15 protein-coding genes are annotated in these 17,072 nt (G+C 73.0%); 2 read left to right on the top strand and 13 right to left on the bottom strand.

Annotated features, from left to right (window positions below; genetic code table 11):
* Nucleotides 1-88 precede the first annotated feature (88 nt).
* From ACZ6EJ_RS09535 to ACZ6EJ_RS09500, 8 genes are all read right to left on the bottom strand, one after another.
* Complete coding sequence (locus ACZ6EJ_RS09535) at nucleotides 89-979, bottom strand: DUF5936 domain-containing protein (RefSeq protein WP_469265747.1); 891 nt, start codon at nucleotides 977-979, stop codon at nucleotides 89-91.
* Between the two features lie 21 nt (nucleotides 980-1,000).
* Entirely contained in the window at nucleotides 1,001-1,945 is a 945-nt protein-coding gene (locus ACZ6EJ_RS09530) for a type II secretion system F family protein (RefSeq protein WP_469265745.1), read from the bottom strand.
* Between the two features lie 10 nt (nucleotides 1,946-1,955).
* Nucleotides 1,956-3,293 (bottom strand): CpaF family protein, encoded by a 1,338-nt coding sequence (locus ACZ6EJ_RS09525; RefSeq protein ID WP_469265743.1) that lies wholly within the window; start codon nucleotides 3,291-3,293, stop codon nucleotides 1,956-1,958.
* A gap of 88 nt (nucleotides 3,294-3,381) precedes the next feature.
* On the bottom strand, nucleotides 3,382-3,720 hold the full coding sequence (locus ACZ6EJ_RS09520) for a TadE/TadG family type IV pilus assembly protein (protein ID WP_469265846.1): 339 nt from the start codon (nucleotides 3,718-3,720) through the stop codon (nucleotides 3,382-3,384).
* A 279-nt stretch (nucleotides 3,721-3,999) separates the two neighbouring features.
* The gene (locus ACZ6EJ_RS09515; RefSeq protein ID WP_469265742.1) at nucleotides 4,000-4,410 is read right to left on the bottom strand and encodes a TadE family protein; all 411 of its coding nucleotides are present in this window, start codon (nucleotides 4,408-4,410) and stop codon (nucleotides 4,000-4,002) included.
* A 3-nt stretch (nucleotides 4,411-4,413) separates the two neighbouring features.
* Nucleotides 4,414-5,718: an AAA family ATPase gene (locus ACZ6EJ_RS09510; RefSeq protein ID WP_469265741.1), complete on the bottom strand. Its 1,305-nt coding sequence runs from the start codon at nucleotides 5,716-5,718 to the stop codon at nucleotides 4,414-4,416.
* Nucleotides 5,719-5,725: 7 nt separating this feature from the next.
* Nucleotides 5,726-6,433 carry a Flp pilus assembly protein CpaB gene (gene cpaB / locus ACZ6EJ_RS09505; protein ID WP_469265739.1) on the bottom strand — a complete coding sequence of 236 codons (708 nt, stop codon included), beginning with the start codon at nucleotides 6,431-6,433 and terminating at the stop codon, nucleotides 5,726-5,728.
* 96 nt (nucleotides 6,434-6,529) lie between these two features.
* Nucleotides 6,530-7,411 carry a hypothetical protein gene (locus tag ACZ6EJ_RS09500; protein ID WP_469265737.1) on the bottom strand — a complete coding sequence of 294 codons (882 nt, stop codon included), beginning with the start codon at nucleotides 7,409-7,411 and terminating at the stop codon, nucleotides 6,530-6,532.
* Nucleotides 7,412-8,078: 667 nt separating this feature from the next.
* Between ACZ6EJ_RS09500 and ACZ6EJ_RS09495 the strand changes: the two genes are divergently transcribed.
* The gene (locus ACZ6EJ_RS09495; protein WP_469265736.1) at nucleotides 8,079-9,800 is read left to right on the top strand and encodes a chitinase; all 1,722 of its coding nucleotides are present in this window, start codon (nucleotides 8,079-8,081) and stop codon (nucleotides 9,798-9,800) included.
* A gap of 157 nt (nucleotides 9,801-9,957) precedes the next feature.
* Here ACZ6EJ_RS09495 and ACZ6EJ_RS09490 read toward each other — a convergent pair whose 3' ends face one another.
* From ACZ6EJ_RS09490 to ACZ6EJ_RS09470, 5 genes are all read right to left on the bottom strand, one after another.
* Nucleotides 9,958-11,274, bottom strand: coding sequence for an Nramp family divalent metal transporter (locus ACZ6EJ_RS09490; protein ID WP_469265735.1), 1,317 nt, complete (start codon nucleotides 11,272-11,274; stop codon nucleotides 9,958-9,960).
* Nucleotides 11,275-11,382: 108 nt separating this feature from the next.
* Entirely contained in the window at nucleotides 11,383-12,858 is a 1,476-nt protein-coding gene (locus ACZ6EJ_RS09485) for a GntP family permease (protein WP_469265734.1), read from the bottom strand.
* A gap of 317 nt (nucleotides 12,859-13,175) precedes the next feature.
* On the bottom strand, nucleotides 13,176-13,586 hold the full coding sequence (locus tag ACZ6EJ_RS09480) for a RidA family protein (protein WP_469265733.1): 411 nt from the start codon (nucleotides 13,584-13,586) through the stop codon (nucleotides 13,176-13,178).
* Between the two features lie 6 nt (nucleotides 13,587-13,592).
* Nucleotides 13,593-14,351, bottom strand: coding sequence for an IclR family transcriptional regulator (locus ACZ6EJ_RS09475; RefSeq protein ID WP_469265732.1), 759 nt, complete (start codon nucleotides 14,349-14,351; stop codon nucleotides 13,593-13,595).
* Complete coding sequence (locus ACZ6EJ_RS09470) at nucleotides 14,348-15,574, bottom strand: sugar kinase (protein WP_469265730.1); 1,227 nt, start codon at nucleotides 15,572-15,574, stop codon at nucleotides 14,348-14,350. Before ACZ6EJ_RS09470 ends, ACZ6EJ_RS09475 begins: the two co-directional genes overlap by 4 nt.
* Nucleotides 15,575-15,706: 132 nt before the next feature.
* Between ACZ6EJ_RS09470 and ACZ6EJ_RS09465 the strand changes: the two genes are divergently transcribed.
* A complete protein-coding gene (locus tag ACZ6EJ_RS09465) occupies nucleotides 15,707-17,032 on the top strand; it encodes an alanine racemase (RefSeq protein WP_469265729.1) in 1,326 nt (441 codons plus the stop codon).
* Nucleotides 17,033-17,072: the final 40 nt, after the last annotated feature.

Below are 17,072 nucleotides of genomic sequence, written 5' to 3'. Positions count from 1 at the left end.
GGCGTCCGCCCGCGGACGTCAGGCGCCTGCCCGCGCCCGGCCGTTCCGCCCTACGGGGTTCCCGTCCCCGCTCGGAGGGCCGTTCATGTCACCCGCCCCCCGTGAGGAACGCGAAGTCGACGTCGGCCCCGTAGACGAACCCGACCGTCAGCAGCAGGAGCGTGCCCGGCAGGAGGAAGGAGGTCACCGCGAACGTGGCCTTGGGAACCGCCTTGGCGGCCTTGCGGCGGGCGTTCTGGGCGTCGGTGCGGCGCATGTCGTCGGCGATCTGGATGAGCGTCTCGACGATCGGCGCGCCCAGCTCCTCGCCCTGCTGGAGGGTCGTGACGAACATGGCGACCTGTTCGGAGTCGTTGCGCCTGCGCAGTTCCTCGAAGGCCTGGCGGCGGCTGACGCCCATGTCCATCTGGCGCAGGGTGATGCGCAGTTCGTCGGCCCAGGGGCCCTCGTACTTCTCCGCGACCCGGTCCAGCGCCTGGCGGAAGCCGAGCCCCGCGGAGACGACGACGGCCAGGACGTCGAGGAAGTCGGGCAGGGTGCGTTCGATGTGCGCGCGGCGGACCCGGATCGCCGACCAGATGCCGACCTCCACCCAGAACAGCCCGAACGCGATCATGAGCAGGGCCAGGAAGAACTGGCCGCGCAGGAGCATCGAGAACGCGCCGAGCAGGCCGAGCGCCCCGTAGACCGCGCGGCGGGCCGCGTAGCGGTCGATGGTGAGGCCGCCGGGGTTGCCGGCCAGGTCGATCTGGCGGCGCTTCCTGTTGACGGCCTTGGGGCCCATCATCCGCAGGACCAGGGGGGCCCAGCGGATGCCGAGGCGGTCGATGCCGGAGCCCACCGCGCCGGTGCGGCCCGACCCGGATTCGAGGGCGACGGCGAGGTCCTCGGGGAGCTTGGCGTCGGCCCGGTACATCCGGATGCCGTGGATGGCCCCGTAGACGGCGAGGCCGACGACCAGGGCGAGCAGCAGGTCCATGTCTCTTGGTCCTTCCTGGTGTCAGACGTCGATACGGGACAGCCGGCGGATCACGACGAATCCGACGGCGTACAGGGCGATCGCGACGACGACGGCGGCCTGCCCGACGAAGGCGCCGGTCATCCGGTCGAGGGCGCCGGGCATGACGGCGTTCATCAGGAGCATCGCGCCGACCCCGAAGGCCGGTACGGCGTAGGCGGTGACCGTGACCTGCGAGAGCTGGGTCTTGACCTCGCGGCGGGTCTCCTTGCGCTCCTCCAGGGTCTGGGTGAGGTTGCGCAGCGAGCTGACGACCGTGCCGCCCGCGCGGTTGGACAGGACCAGGGTGGTGACGAGGACGACGAGTTCGCGTGAGGGCAACCGGTCGGTCAGCTCGCTCAGCGCGTCCTCCAGGGGCTCGCCGACGGCCAGCCGGCGGGCGACGCGGGCCAGCTCCTCCCCGGCCGGCCTCTCCAGCTCGTCGGCGGCCATGGAGAGCGCGGTCCGCAGGGCCAGCCCGGCCTGGGTGGCGTTGGCGAGGATGCGGGACAGCTCGGGGAGCTGGTTGATGAAGCGCTCGGTGCGCTTGGCGCGCTGCCAGTTGAGGTAGGCGTTGGCGCCCCACAGGCCGATCAGGGCGGCGACCGGGCCGAAGAACGCGGCGAGCAGGGAGGAGGCGATCATCCACAGCCCGGCCATCGCGACGACCGCGTAGACGCAGAACTCGCCGGGGGTGAGCTCCATGCCGGTGGCGGCCAGCTTCCGCTCCAGCTTCCGGCCGAACGCGGTGGCGCGCAGGCGGCGGTCCAGGCCCGTGAAGCGGCGGACGCGCCCCTGCTCGGGGATCTGCCCGACGTGGGAGAGCCGTTCGACGAGGGCGTCGCGGTCGGCCTTGCCGCCGGCGTAGGCGTGCAGTCCGGCCACGCCCAGCACGCAGGCCAGCAGCGTGACGCCGACGGTGATCAGGGGGAGGTTGACGTTGTCCATGCTCGGTTACCTAGTTGGCCTCTCGGGTGGCGAGCTGTTCGGCGGATCGGGCGACCCCGAACGCCTGCGGGACGGGCTGGCCGGCCAGGTAGAGGCGGTCGGCGATCTTCCGGGGCAGCGGCAGGTACCGGAACTCCCCGTGGACGCGGCCGTCCGGGCCCATCGGCCGGGCGTCGAACCGCGCGACGGTGACGATGCGGTAGGGGTCCCGCCCGTGCGAGTCCAGGACGGCGATCTCGGTGACCTTCCTGGCCCCGTCGGCGTGCCGGGTGAGCTGGACGATGACGTCGACGGCGCTGTTGATCTGGTCGTGCAGCGCCTCGAAGGGGATCTCGACCTCCGACATCGAGGCGAGGGTCTGGAGGCGCATCAGCGCGTCCTCGGCGCTGTTGGCGTGGACGGTGGCGAGGGAGCCGTCGTGGCCGGTGGACATCGCCTGGAGCATGTCGAGGGACTCGCCGCCGCGGACCTCGCCGACCACGATGCGGTCGGGCCGCATACGCAGGGAGTTGCGGACCAGGTCGCGGATGGTGATCCGGCCCTTGCCCTCCACGTTGGCCGGGCGGGACTCCAGCCGGATCACATGGCTCTGCTGGAGCTGGAGCTCGGCGGAGTCCTCGATGGTGACGATGCGCTCGGCGTCCGGGATCAGCCCGGAGAGCGCGTTGAGGAGGGTCGTCTTGCCGGTGCCGGTGGCCCCCGAGACGATGATGTTCAGCCGGGCCCGTACGAGTCCGGCGAGCAGCACCAGCATCTGCTCGTCCAGCGAGCCGAAGCCGATCATCTCCTGGAGGGTGAAGGAGCGCGGGAAGCGCCGGATGGTGAGCGTGGCGCCGGTCAGCGACAGCGGCGGGATGATCACGTTGACGCGTTCCCCGCTGGGCAGGCGCGCGTCCACCATGGGGTTGGACTCGTCGACGCGGCGGTTGACCGTGGACACGATCCGCTCGATGGTCTGCATCAACTGCTCGTGGGAGCCGAAGCGCATCGGGAGCTGTTCGACCCGGCCGTTGCGCTCCACGTAGATGTGGTCGGGCCCGTTGACCATGATCTCGGTGATGGAGGCGTCCTCCAGGAGCGGTTCCAGGATGCCGAGGCCGAGCGCCTCGTCGACGACGCGACGGATGAGTTGGGAGCGTTCGGCGGTGGAGAGGACCGGGCCCTCGCGACTGATGATGTGGCCGAGGACGCGTTCCAGGCGGGCCCGCCGGTCGGCGGCGGCCAGCGAGGACATCTCCGCGAGGTCGATCTCCTCCAGCAGTTTGGCCCGGTAGGCGGCCACCAGGTGGCCGTCCTCCCGCGCCCCGCTCTGCTCGTCCGGGGTGGTCATGCGTGCCCGCAGGCTCATCTGCGTAACTCCTCGCTCGTGCGGGGCCTCCTCGGCGCGCCCGGCACGTCGGGGGCGCGCCGGTGGCCGGTGGGTGCGGGTCCTCGGGTCAGGGCAGGGCGTTCTCGTCGGCCATGGTCGTGCTCCGCTTCGCCCACCAGCCGTCCAGGCCGGGGACGATCGAGGGCACCCGGATGCTCACGGTGGCCGTCACGTCGCCGCCGCCGCTCTGCTCGTACCGGAAGTCCCCCCCGCCGTCCACCAGCCAACCGCTCACCGCGCCGCGGGCCGTGGCGCTCGGGTCGCCGTGGTGGTCGGCGCTGGCCGCCGCGCGGGCCCCGGCGCGGGACGCGGTGCCCGCCTGGGCGGCGGCGTACGCGGCCAGGCCGAGCTGGATGGCCAGCAGGGCGACGAGCAGCAGCAGCGGGAGGAAGCCCAGGTACTCCAGCGCGACCTGGCCCCGGTCGCGGCCCCTCGCCGGGTGCGCGAGCGGGCACGGGTTCCGGTCGCGGCCCCTCGCCCGGTGCGCGTACGCGTACGGGTCGCCGCTCCCGGTCGGGTGCGGGCCGCGGCCCCGGCTCCCGGTCCGGTGCGCGTACGGGCGGGGGCCTGGGGGCCGGGCGGTCGGCGCGGCGTGCGCGGTCGGCGCGGCGTGCGCGGTCGGCGCGGCGTGCGCGGTCGGCGCGGCGTGCGCGGTCGGCGCGGCGTGCGCGGTCGGCGTCATCACTCAGTCCTCCAGCGCCGATCCGGCTTCGCCGTCGACGCCCACGTCGAGGTCGAACAGGCCCGGCACCAGCACCGGGACCGTGAGCGACACCTTCGCCTCGTACAGGCCGCCGCCGGGGCCGCACGCGACCCGCGCCCCGCTCAGCCACGCCTGCGGAAGGTCCTCCAGGGCCCCCGCCCGGCAGGCGGCGTCCGCCCCGTACTCCGCACCGCTCCCCTTGCGCGCGCCCACGTCCGCCGCGTTGCCGGCGAGGCTGAAGGTGTAGCCGATCAGGGCGCACTCCCAGAGCACGAGCATGATCAGGATGATGAAGGGCGTCATGCCCAGGAACTCGATCGCGGTCTGCCCGCGGTCATGGCGGGCGGCGATCAGCCTCCACAGGCCGGGACGTGCCACTCGGGTGGTGGTCATCGCTCACCGTGTCCCCTCGGGTGCGCCGGGGCCGCGGCCGACCCCGCCGCGCCGCCGGCGTCCGATCGAGCCGCGGTCGTTCTTCGGGGCGGCGCTCCTCTTGGCCAGGACGCCGCCGGTCCGCTTCGCCGGCGTGCCCTCCTTGACGATGCCCAGCTCCCCGGCCAGTCCCCAGAGCGCCTGCTTGACGGTGCTCTTGGCGTCCAGTTCGTGCAGGCGTCCGGAGTCGATGGACGCCTGGAGCTCCTTGAAGTTGGCGGGGACCGCCACCGAGGCGACCCGTGTGCCGGTGATCTTCTGGACCAGGGGCGGCTGGATCTCGGTGTTGCGGGTGAAGCGGTTGACGACGGTGACCGTCTCCTCCGCCTTGCGGATCTGGAGCCGTTCCCACATCCGTACGACGCGTTTCGCGCCGCGCACCGCGACGACGTCGGGGGTGGTGACCAGCAGGGCCACGTCGGCCATCTCGACGGCCGCCGCGTTGGCGCCGTTCATCTGGCCGCCGCAGTCGATGACGACGACCTCGTAGCGGGAGCGCAGGGCGCTGACGATCTGGCGGGCCGAGCGGTCGCTGACCTCCTCGCCCCGTTCGCCCTCGCCGGGGGCGAGGAGCAGGGCGAGGCCGGTGGAGTGGGAGTAGACCGCGTCGGCCAGCACGCGCGGCGAGATGTCGGCGATCACGGCGAGGTCGACGAGGGAGCGCCGGAACTGCACGTCGAGGAAGGAGGCGATGTCGCCGGTCTGGAGGTCCATGTCGACCAGGGCGACGGTGTGGCCGGACGCCTGGGATGCGAGGGCCAGGTGGATGGCGGTGACGGTCGCGCCGACGCCGCCCTTGGCCCCGGAGACCGTGACCACCGTGCCGCCGGGTCCGGCGAGGACGTCGCTGCCGGAGAGGAGGTGGCGCCGCACCCCGGAGGACCACTGGGCGGCCGCCTGGACCCGGTTGGCCAGCTCCTCGTAGCCGAGCGGCAGGGTGACCAGGCCGCGCACCCCGGAGTCCATCGCGGCGGCGAACAGGCTCGGGCCGGCGTCGGCGGTGATCAGGACGACGCCGACGGAGGGGAACCGCAGGGAGACCTCCCGTACCAGCTCCAGGGCGGGCACCGGGCCGATCCGCTCGTGGACCAGCACCACGTCGGGCAGCTCGTCGAGGGCCTCGCCCGCGAGGCGGGCCAGGGTGTCGATGAGCTGGGTGGAGTCGCCGACGGGGTTGGCCGGTTCGGCGTCGGGGAGCTGGCTGAGCAGGGTGGTGAGGGACCGGGCCGCGTCGGGATCGCCGACGGCGGGGAGGATTCTGGTGGTCATCCCATCCTCACTTGTCCTTGTCGAGCGTGTAGGTGCGGTCTCCCGGACGGATGGTGCCGTCGCCGCCGGGGGCGACGAGCGCGAGGCGCACGTGCTCCGCGAACGACTCGGCGTAGGCGATGCGCTGGGTGTCCAGCGTGTTCAGCGCGAAGGTGATCGGCACGGCCTCGGTGACCTGGCTGCGCCGCTCGTCCGCGTCCGGGTCGAGGGCGGTGAGCCTGCCGACCTCCAGCACCTTGGCGTTGGAGACGATGACCTTCGACTGGGGCGGGGGGCCCTGCTGTTCGCCGGGGAAGGTGGCGTAGACGTTGACCGTGGCGCCGGGGGTGATCTTGCCCGCGACGCCCGTGGAGGCGTCGATCATGATCGCGATCTCCTGCTCGCCGGGGCGCAGTTCGGGTTTGCGCACCATCATGTCCGACTGGAGCAGGGAGCCTTCGCGGAGCTGGGTCACGGCGATCTTCGACTCGACCTCCCGCAGGTCGGTCACGGCGTTCTTGGAGAGCCAGCGCCGGGGCATCGCGATCTTCTCGAACTGGCCGCGGTTGAGCGCGGTGTACGGGGCCACGTTGGTCTTCAGCCGGTACGCCGTGACCTCGGGCCCGACCTTCGAGTTGACGTCGCCGATCACCGAGAGCACGCCGGCGAAGGCCGCGAGGGCGCACAGGACCGACAGGAGCAGGAGTATCACGCCGCGGCGCTGGCGGGAGTTCATGGTCCGGACAACCTCGTTCGATTCGGATGCGTGGGGCGGCGGGCGGGCAGGGGGGCGGTCGGGGGTGGCGCGGCGGTACGGGGCGGGCGGTCGGGGTCAGGGGCCGGGCGGCGCGGCGGCCCCCCGGTGGAGGGCGCGGGCGGGCGTCCGGTGCTCCGGGGCCGCGAGCGGCGCGGAGCAGAAGGCGCAGCGGTCGCCGATGAGTTCCATGGCGCACCAGTGGCACTTCTCCCGGCGTACGGAGGAGACCAACTGGTAGACCACGGAGAGGTCCGGCAGGTGGGCGGCGAACTCCACCAGCCTGCCCGTGCCCCACCAGCGCGGCGAGTCGGCCGGGAGCGCGGTGTCGAGGACGGCCTGGACCCTCCAGGCGGGCGCCAGGGCCTCCCGTACCCAGTCGGACTGAAGGTGCCCTCTGGCCACCAGAAGATGCGTGGCGAACTCCGGTCCGGGCGGGGGTGCGACGGCCGGGCCGATCTTCAGCAACTGCGGCTTCGGTCCGGCGAGGACGGCGAACTGGGAGCCGGGGACCCAGGACGTGGCGTGGCTCCGGAGGCTCACCGGGACGTGGTCGAGTCGGGCGACCGAGTTGAGCAGGGCGCCCGCGTGGATGTAGTGGGTGAGCAGCCGGGCGGCGGAGGCGATCACGCCGGGGCTGAAGTCGCAGAGGGTCAACTGCCGTAACTGGCGTACGAGGACGGCGACGCCCAGGGGCGGCAGGTCGGCCTTGACCAGGGCGATCCGGTCGCTCTCCAGGACCGAGCGGATGGAGTGGAGGCGGCGTTCGTGCTCGGGGCGGATGCCGGAGGGGTAGACGGCGATCACGTACCCGTGCTGTTCGAGCAGGAGGTGCATGTCGCCGATGGCCAGCTCCAGGGACTGGGCGTCGGGGGCTTGCAGCAGGGCCGCGGTCGGCGTCTGCTGGTCGGTGGGCGGCAGCACCAGGTCGGCACTGGTCACTGCTATTGCGGTCGGCACGCTCTTTCCCCGTTCCGGCTCCGGTCGACGTCGGGACGTCGTCCGCAATCGCTCTGCTCCGTGCTCCTGTTCCAGCACTTTAGCCACGTCTCACCAGGCAGAGAACAGTTATCGGAGACCAGTGCGCCGCCGCGCGGACCGTGTTCGACCCGAGGCCGTGCGCCAAACGGGATGAATCGATTACGGCCGGCCCGGCGGGCGCTGCGCTGGGTGACCGCGGGCGCGCCACGGACGGGTCCCCGCGCGGGCGGCCGCGCAGGTCAACCGGGGTCCGGTGGCCGGGGGTCCGCCACGGCCGCCCCGGCCCTGTCACCGTCCGGAGACGCACGGCGGGATCACCCGTGCGAGGGGCGGCGAGGGGCCGTCGGCGGGGGGCGCGGCCCGGCGGGCCGTGCGCCGGCGCACGGGCGGCCGAAGGGGGGCGGCGCGGAGCCCGTACGGCACGTGCGCCCGGCTCCGCGCCGACGCCCAATCCCTGCCAGAGGTCTTGACAACTTGATTGGTCTGGACCAGTTTATCCGCCAAGCGACGACCACCGCCCTCGGCGCGACACCCCGACGCCCGACGCCGCACCACCCAGCACCACCGTGCAGCCCCACGCCCGTCGTCCGCCCGGCGTCTGCACGGCCCCCCGCCACGCACCACCCGACTCCCCCCGGAGGCACCAGTGGAACACTCCGCAGGCAGCAGGCGCAGAAGCCGCCGCTCCCGCCACGTGCTCGGCGGCGCCGTCGCCGTCCTCGCGGCCGGCGCCCTGTCCGTCACCGGACTGGCCGGCACCGCCCAGGCCGCCGACGTCAACAACGCCAAGAACGCGGGCTTCGAGTCCGGGCTCGCCAACTGGACGTGTTCCGGGGGCAGCGGCGCGGCCGTCTCCTCCCCCGTGCGCACCGGCGTCGGCGCGCTGAAGGCGACCCCGGCCGGCCAGGACAACGCCCGGTGCTCGCAGACCGTCGCCGTGAAGCCCAACTCCACGTACGCGCTCAGCTCCTGGGTGCAGGGCGGTTACGCCTACCTCGGCGTGACCGGCACCGGCACGACCGACGTCTCCACCTGGTCGCCCGGCTCCACCGCCTGGACCAAGCTGGCCACCAGCTTCAAGACGGGCGCGAACACCACCTCGGTGACCGTCTACACCCACGGCTGGTACGGGCAGGCCGCCTACCTCGTCGACGACTTCGAGGTGACGGGCCCGGACGGCGGCGGCAGCGAGCAGCCCGGCCCGGTCGTCCCGGCGCCCCCCGCCGGCCTCGCCGCGGGCGCGGCGACGGCGACCTCCGTCACCCTGTCCTGGAACGCGGTCTCCAACGCCACCGGCTACACCGTCTACCGGGACGGTGTGAAGGCGACCACCGCCACCGGGACCTCGGCGACCGTGACGGGCCTGTCGGCGGACACCGCGTACCAGTTCTCCGTGAGCGCCACCAACACGGCCGGCGAGTCCGTCAAGTCGGCGGCGATCACCGCCCGTACGGCCAAGCCGGGCACCGGACCGGGGACCACGGTGCCCAAGCACGCGGTGACCGGCTACTGGCAGAACTTCAACAACGGCGCGGCCGTCCAGAAGCTCAGCGACGTCCCCGCCGACTACGACATCATCGCGGTCTCCTTCGCGGACGCCACCTCCACGCCGGGCGCGGTCACCTTCAACCTGGACACCGCCGGGCTGAACGGCTACACCGACGCGCAGTTCCGGGCCGACATCAAGGCCAAGCAGGCGGCCGGCAAGAACGTGATCATCTCGGTCGGCGGCGAGAAGGGCACGGTCGCGGTCAACAGCGACGCCTCCGCCACCGCCTTCGCCAACTCGGTGTACACGCTGATGCAGGACTACGGCTTCAACGGCGTCGACATCGACCTGGAGAACGGCCTCAACTCCACCTACATGACGAAGGCCCTGCGCCAGCTCTCGGCGAAGGCCGGCAGCGGGTTCGTCCTCACGATGGCCCCGCAGACGATCGACATGCAGTCGACGTCGGGTGAGTACTTCAAGACGGCGCTGAACGTCAAGGACATCCTGACCGTCGTCAATATGCAGTACTACAACAGCGGTTCGATGCTGGGCTGCGACGGCAAGGTGTACTCGCAGGGCTCGGTGGACTTCCTCACCGCGCTCGCCTGCATCCAGTTGGAGGGCGGCCTCGACCCGTCCCAGGTCGGCATCGGCGTCCCGGCCTCCACCCGCGGCGCGGGCAGCGGCTACGTCTCCCCGTCGGTCGTCAACGCGGCCCTGGACTGCCTGACCAAGGCCGTCAACTGCGGTTCCTTCAAGCCCTCCAAGACCTACCCGTCGCTGCGCGGCGCGATGACCTGGTCCACGAACTGGGACGCCACGGCCGGGTTCGCCTGGTCGAAGGCGGTCGGCCCGCACGTCCGCAGCCTGCCGTAACCCCTCGCCCCCACCGTCCGGCACCACTGATCCGCAGCGCCGCCGCTCCCCCGGCGGCGCTGCCGTCGTTCCGGCACGGGCCGCCCGCCGGGACTCCGGGGGCGGCCCGCCCGGCTTCCGGGGGGCGGCATCGCTCAGTTCGGCGCGGTCGCGGCCGTCACCACGGCAGCTCGCGCACCTGCTGGACGCAGAGCACGACGAAGAGCAGGCCCGCCAGGGCCAGCATCCCGTTGCTGAGCGGTCCGTTGCGCCACTGCTTCGGCGTGCGGGAGGAGTTGAGCAGCCAGAGCAGGGTCAGGGCGAGGAAGGGCATGAAGAACGCGCCGAGCACCCCGTACGCGATGACCAGGCCGAAGGGCTCGTCCAGCCAGAGCAGGGTCATCGGCGGGAAGGTCAGCCACAGGAGGTACGCGCGGAACGGCAGCGACCGCTCCCGGCTCCCGACGGCGGCCGCACCGGCGGGCGCCTCGGCCCCCTCCGCACCGGCCCCGGCGGGCGGGGTGCGGAAGCGCTCGACGAAGTCGGCGAACATCAGGCTCACCCCGTGCCAGACGCCGATCAGCGACGAGAACGACGTGGCGAAGAAGCCCACCAGGAACAGTTTGGCGGTGCTCCCGCCGAACCGCTCCTCCAGCACCGCGCTCAGGTCCAGCAGGCCCCGGTCGCCCGTGGAGAGGGCCACCTGCGAGGCGTGCAGCAGTTCGGCGCCCACGATGAGCATCGCCACGACGAAGATGCCGGTGGTGATGTAGGCGACCCGGTTGTCGAGCCGCATCACCCTCATCCAGGACGCGTCGGTCCATCCCTTGGCGTTGACCCAGTACCCGTACGCGGCCATGGTGATCGTGCCGCCGACGCCGCCGACCAGCCCGAGGGTGTAGAGCAGGGAGCCGTCCGGCAGGGTGGGCACGAGCCCGGCGAATGAGGCCCCGACGTCCGGCGTGACACGGGCGGCCACGTAGACGACCACCACGAACATGATGCCGATCAGGACCGTCATGACCTTCTCGAAGACGGCGTACCGGTTGAACCAGACGAAGACCAGCCCGATCAGGCCGGTGGTGATCGCCCAGAACTTCAGCCCCGGCCCGCCGGGGAAGAGCGCCACGATGGGCAGGGCGCTGGAGGACATGGCCGTCGCCCCGTAGAGGAACCCCCAGACGACGACGTAGACCGCGAAGTACACCGTGGTCCAGGGGCCGAGGGTGCGCCAGCCGTCGAAGAGGGTGCGGCCGGTCGCCAGGTGCCAGCGGCCGGCCGCCTCGGCGAGGGAGATCTTGACGACGCAGCCGATCACCGCCGCCCACATCAGGGTGTACCCGAACCTGCTGCCCGCGATCAGCGTCGCCACCAGGTCGCCGGCGCCGACCCCGGTCGCCGCGACGACGATTCCGGGGCCGACGTACCGCCAACGGGGCTTGCGGGGGTGGGAGGACGGCTCCCCTGTCCCTGGGTTCGTGCTCGTCTGCGCCATGCGGCATAAGGAAGCGCAATCGGCGGTGCGGCGCAAGAGGGCGGACGCGACGGGCGGGGACGGATCGGGCCGGATCCCGCGGGCCCGGCCCGATCTCGGCGCGGCGCCCTAGATCACCAGGCTGAGCAGCGCGGCGACCACGAAGCCCGCCACCGACAGCACGGTCTCCAGGACGGTCCAGGACTTCAGGGTGTCGCGCTCGGAGATGCCGAAGTACTTCGACACCATCCAGAAGCCGCCGTCGTTCACGTGCGAGGCGAAGATCGACCCGGCGGAGATCGCCATGATGATCAGGGCGAGATGGGCCTGGGAGAGGTCCTGGCCCTCGACCAGCGGCACCACGATCCCCGCGGTCGTGACGATCGCGACGGTGGCCGAGCCCTGGGCCACGCGCAGCACGACCGAGATCAGCCAGGCCAGCAGGATGACCGGGAGCCCGACGTCGTTGAAGGTGTCGGCCAGCGCGTTGGCGATGCCGCTGCCCTTGAGCACCGCGCCGAAGACGCCGCCCGCGCCGACCACCAGCAGGATGTTCCCGACCGGCTTGAGCGAGGAGGTGGAGACCTTCTCCAGGGAGGTGCGGGACCAGCCGCGGCGGATGCCCAGCAGGTAGTACGCGAGGAACAGCGCGATCGTCAGGGCGACGAACGGGTTGCCGAAGAACTCGACGACCGAGCGGAGCGTGGAGGGGTCCAGCGCGATCGAGGAGAACGTGGCGGCGAGGATCAGGATCAGCGGGGTGCCGATGATCGCGAGGACGGTGGCGAGCGGGACCGGCTTCTCGGGCGGGGCGACGCCCGCGGCCCGCTGCTCGGCGGCGACGGCGGCCTTCGCCTCGGCGGCGGCCTCCACCATGTCCTGCGGGACCTCGACGAAGATCCGCTTGCCGATCCAGGCGGCGTACGCCCAGGCGGCGAGGACGGACGGGATGCCGACGACGACGCCCATCAGGATGACCCAGCCGAGCGACACGTTGAAGAGTCCGGCGGCGGCCACCGGGCCGGGGTGCGGCGGCAGGAACGCGTGGGTCATGGACAGGCCCGCCAGCAGCGGCATCGCGTACAGCAGGATCGATTTGCCGGAGCGCTTGGCGGCGGCGTAGACGATCGGCGCGAGGACGAAGATGCCGACGTCGAAGAAGACCGGGACGCCGAAGATCAGGCCGGTCAGGCCCATCGCGAGCGGGGCGCGCTTCTCCCCGAAGAGGTTCAGCAGCCGGGCGCTCAGCACCTCGGCCCCGCCGGACACCTCCAGGATCGCGCCGAGCATGGTGCCCAGCCCGATGATGATCGCGACATGGCCGAGGATGCCGCCCATGCCGGACTCGATCACCGAGACGGCGGCGGACTTCTGCACGGTGCCGAAGAGTTCGGTGACCGAGAGCCCCGCGCCGAGGCCGACGGCTATGGAGACCGCGAGCAGGGCGACGAACGGCTGGAGCCTGACCTTGATGATCAGGAAGAGGAGCAGGGCGATGCCCAGGGCGGCGACGGTCAGCAGACCCGCGGTGCCGTCGATCAGGAGGAGCAGTCCACCGGTGCGCGGTGGCGCCTCCGCCGGCGGCGGGGTGGCGGCGAGGAACATGTGGGACTCCGGTGCGGCAAGGGGAGTTGAGGGATACCGGCGTGTCCGGACGACCTGGGAGCTGAGGTCTCGGAGCGGTCCGGGCCCCTGCCGTGGGCAGGGGGGAGCGCGGCACGGCGTCCCCGTGGGTCGGGGCGCCGCGCCGGGCGACGGGTGGGGCGGTGCGGTGGTGGCCCTACGGGGCGGTGACGGCCTGCTGCGAGGCGGTGACGGCCCTGCGGGCGGTGCGCCGGCGGCGCGGGGGGCGGCGCGCCGGGCGGGGGGCCGGGCGCGCCGCCGTACGGCGGGGTGGTGCGGGGTCCTGCGGGCGGGGCCGGTCAGCCGAGCACCGCGAGGGCGTCGATCTCGATGAGCAGGCCCTTGGGCAGGCCGACGTAGACCGTGGTGCGGGCGGAGGGCGGCGCCTGGAGGTCCTGCTCGGCGAAGTACGCGTTGTAGATCTCGTTCATCTCCGCGAAGTGGTCCACGTCGGTGAGGTAGACGCGCATCATCATGACGTCGTCCCAGCTCGCGCCGCCCTCCTCCAGGATCGCCTTGACGTTGGCGAAGGTCTGGAGGGTCTGCTCGCGCAGTGTGGGGCCCGCGGGCGTCGGGGCCTGGCCCTCCACGGCCGGCAGGAAGCCGACCTGGCCGGCGACCTGGAGGATGTTGCCCTTCTTCACGCCGTGCGAGAACCGGGCGGGCGGGGCGGTGTGGGTGGAAGGGGTGAGGGCGGTCTTCTCGGTCATGGCTGATCAGGCTTTCTTGGGTTGGGTGGTGCCGGAGTACTCCCGGCTGATGGTCTCGGCGGTGCGCCGGACCAGCGGGAGCAGGGTGAGGAGTTCCTCGGCCGTGACGACCACGTTGGGCGCGGAGACCGACATGGCCGCGACGACCCGCCCGTCCGCACCGCGGATGGGGGCGCCGACGCAGTTGATGGACTCCTCGTGGCCGCCGAAGTCGGTGGCCCAGCCCTGTTCGCGGACGACGGCCAGCTCCTTGAGGAAGGCGGCGGCGTTCGGCGTCGAACGGGGCGTGTACAGGGGGTAGTCGAGCTTCTCGGCGATGGCGCGCCGCTCGGGCTCGGCGAGGTCGGCCAGCAGGAGCTTGGCCACGGCCGCGACGGTGATCGCGACGGGCTTGCCGATCCGGGAGTACATCCGGACGGGGTAGCGGCTCTCGACCTTGTCGATGTAGAGGACCTCCTGCTCCTCGTAGACGGCGAGGTGCACGGTGTGCCCGCACCGGTCGTTGAGGGCGACCAGGTGGGCGTGGGCGATCTCGCGTACGTCGAGGTTCTCGACGGCCTCCTGCGCGAGGGCGAAGAGGCGGGCGCCGAGCCGGTAGTGGTGGTCCTGCTGGCGGTAGACGAGGCCGTGTTCGTGGAGCGTGCGCAGCAGGCGCAGCGCCGTGGACTTGTGGACGCCGAGCCGCTCGGCGACCTGGCCGAGGTCGGCGGGTCCCTGGGCGAGCAGCGGCAGGATGCTCAGTGCCCGGTCGACGGTCTGACTCATGGCGTGCGTACCTCCTCGGGCGCCCTGTCGGCTGCGGTCCAGCCGGGGCCGAGACGCAGTCTCCCCCAGGCCGCGTCGTCGAGTGCCACCAGGCGGTCGGCGTGGGCGCGGGCGGGCGGGTCGGTGAGGTCGCCGGGGACGGTGAGCACGGCGGCGGCCATCAGGTGCCCGTGCCGGACCCGGTCGCGCACGGGCAGTCCGCGCAGGGTGGCGGAGAGGTACCCGGCGGCGAACGCGTCCCCGGCCCCGACGGCGGCGACCACCTCGACGCTCAGGGCGGGGACGGCGGTGACGGTGTCGGACCCGCGCACGCCGGCCTCCTGTGCACCGGCCTCCGACGCGCCGGCTTCCTGTGCACCGGCTTCCCGGACGCCCGCTGCCCCCGCGTCGGCTTCCCGCGCGCCGGCCTCCTGTGGACCGGCTTCCCGGACGCCGGCCTCGCGCGCGCCCGCTTCTCCCCCGCCGGCGCCCCGCTCCGCGGTGAACACCGTCGCGCCCGCGCTCCCCCGCTTCACCACCAGCGCGGCGGGCTCCGGGAGCGCGTCCCGGATCGCCTCCGCGCCGACGATGCCCCACGCCTCCTCCGCCTCGTCCTCGCCGACGAAGACCAGGTCCGAGCGGCGGGCCAGCTCCAGCAGGACCGAGGCGTCCGCCGGTCCGTCGCGCCACAGGTGCGGCCGGTGGTTGACGTCGAAGGAGACCAGGGGCCGGTCCGGCCGGGGCGCGGTCAGCTCGCGGAGCAGGGCCAGGCAGTCGGCGGAGAGCGCGGCGGTGATCCCGGAGAGGTGCAGGACGCGGCCCGCGAAGAGGTCCTCGTACGGGGCGTTGCCGGGGGACATCGCGGAGGCGGCGGACCCCGCCCGGTAGTAGGCGACCTCGTGCGCGCCCGCCCCCCGGTCGGCGGCCGTGCGGAAGTAGACGCCGGTGGGGCGGGCCGGGTCGCGGCGGACGGCCGAGGTGTCGACCCCGTAGCCCGCGATCGTCTCGACGAGGTGGTCCCCGAAGCCGTCCGCGCCGACCCGGCCGACCCAGGCGGTGCGGTGCCCGGCGGCGGCGAGCGCGCAGGCGACGTTGGACTCGGCGCCGCCGATCCCCCGCCCGAAGGAGGGCACGTCGGCGAGGCGGCCTGGCTGCGAGGGCAGGAACGCCACCATGGACTCGCCGAGGCAGACGACGTCGGTGGTCGCGGCGGCACGGGCCGTCCCTGCTGCGGGTCCGGGCACTGGGGGCTCCTCGCTGTTAGGCGTGCGGGCCGGTGGTCACCATTGACCTGGCGTCGGCTCGGATGTTAGACAGCGTTAAGCGATATACGCAATGGATGTTGCATATGTTGCAACGACTTCGAGGAGTTTGCCTTGGCTGCCGAACGCCCCGCCGCCCCCGCGCCGTCCGCCCCGCACGTGCCCCCCGCCTCGCCGGTGGCCGACCTCGCCGGTGAACGCGTCGACCACCGCTTCAAGGCGCTGCCGCCGGACGCCGAGGGCCTGACGGTCGGGGCCCTGGCCGCCGAGCGCCGGAATCTGTTCACCGGCGGGTTCACCACCCCCGTCCTCGCCCTGTCCGCCGAGTCGGTCGAGCACAACCTCGCCCTCCTCCAGGCCTACACCGAGCGCCACGGCCTCGCCTTCGCCCCGCACGGCAAGACGTCCATGTCCCCGCGCCTGTTCGCCGACCAACTGGCGCGCGGCGCGTGGGGCATCACGGTGGCCGTGCCGCACCAGGCGCGGGTCTGCCGGGCGTACGGGGTCGGGCGGATCTTCCTCGCCAACGAGCTGGTCGACGCGGCGGCGCTGCGCTGGGTGGCCGCCGAGATGACGGCCGACCCGGAGTTCCGCTTCGTCTGCTACGTCGACTCGGTGCGCGGCGTCGAGCTGATGGAGCGGGCCCTGCGCGCCGCGGGAGCCACCCGCCCGGTCGACGTGGTCGTGGAGCTGGGAGCAGGCGAGGGCGCGCGCACCGGGGCCCGTGGCGAGGCGGCGTGCGCGCGCGTGGCGGACGCGGTGGCGGCGGCCCCGGCGCTGCGCCTGGTGGGCGTCGCGGGCTACGAGGGCGAGGTGCCGGACGCCTCGCCGGAGCGGGTGCGGGAGTGGCTGCGTCGGCTCGTCGCGCTGGCGGCCTCCTTCGACGCCGCGGGGAGGTTCGACGGGAGCGGGGAGATCGTGGTCAGCGCGGGCGGCAGCGCCTGGTTCGACGCGGTCGCGGACGTCTTCGCCGAGATCCCCGGGATGAGCCTGCCGGTCCTCAAGCTGCTGCGCTCGGGGGCGTACGTCTCGCACGACGACGGCCATTACAAGCACCTCACCCCGTTCAACCGCGTCCCCGGCGAGGGCGCGCTGGAGCCCGCCTTCCGCCTCTGGGCGCAGGTCGTCTCCCGGCCCAGCGGCGAGCAGGCGTTCCTGAACGCGGGCAAGCGGGACGCGGCGTACGACCTGGACCTGCCCGAGGCCCAGGTCGTCCGCTCCGGGCGGGACGGCTCGGTGCGGCCCGCCGCCGGGGTCGCCGTCACCGGCCTCTCCGACCAGCACACCTGGGTGCGCACGGAGCCGGGGGTCGAGCTGGAGGTGGGCGACTGGGTCGGCCTCGGCCTCTCGCACCCGTGCACCAGCTTCGACAAGTGGCAGCTCATCCCGCTGGTCGAGGCGGACGGCACGGTCGGCGACTACGTCCGCACGTTCTTCTAGCCCGTACGCCCCCTCCGACCGACCACGCCCCCCGAAAGGT

The sequence above is a fragment of the Streptomyces sp. NPDC041970 genome, assembly GCF_055588985.1.
This window is presented reverse-complemented; position numbering and strand designations above follow the sequence as displayed.

What these genes read in the sequence shown, in the direction of transcription:
- ACZ6EJ_RS09535 (WP_469265747.1), bottom strand. Translation starts at nt 979, where the DNA reads ATGGACCTGCTGCTCGCCCTGGTCGTCGGCCTCGCCGTCTACGGGGCC.
- ACZ6EJ_RS09530 (WP_469265745.1), bottom strand. Translation starts at nt 1,945, where the DNA reads ATGGACAACGTCAACCTCCCCCTGATCACCGTCGGCGTCACGCTGCTG.
- ACZ6EJ_RS09525 (WP_469265743.1), bottom strand. Translation starts at nt 3,293, where the DNA reads ATGAGCCTGCGGGCACGCATGACCACCCCGGACGAGCAGAGCGGGGCG.
- ACZ6EJ_RS09515 (WP_469265742.1), bottom strand. Translation starts at nt 4,410, where the DNA reads ATGACCACCACCCGAGTGGCACGTCCCGGCCTGTGGAGGCTGATCGCC.
- ACZ6EJ_RS09510 (WP_469265741.1), bottom strand. Translation starts at nt 5,718, where the DNA reads ATGACCACCAGAATCCTCCCCGCCGTCGGCGATCCCGACGCGGCCCGG.
- cpaB (WP_469265739.1), bottom strand. Translation starts at nt 6,433, where the DNA reads ATGAACTCCCGCCAGCGCCGCGGCGTGATACTCCTGCTCCTGTCGGTC.
- ACZ6EJ_RS09490 (WP_469265735.1), bottom strand. Translation starts at nt 11,274, where the DNA reads ATGGCGCAGACGAGCACGAACCCAGGGACAGGGGAGCCGTCCTCCCAC.
- ACZ6EJ_RS09485 (WP_469265734.1), bottom strand. Translation starts at nt 12,858, where the DNA reads ATGTTCCTCGCCGCCACCCCGCCGCCGGCGGAGGCGCCACCGCGCACC.
- ACZ6EJ_RS09480 (WP_469265733.1), bottom strand. Translation starts at nt 13,586, where the DNA reads ATGACCGAGAAGACCGCCCTCACCCCTTCCACCCACACCGCCCCGCCC.
- ACZ6EJ_RS09475 (WP_469265732.1), bottom strand. Translation starts at nt 14,351, where the DNA reads ATGAGTCAGACCGTCGACCGGGCACTGAGCATCCTGCCGCTGCTCGCC.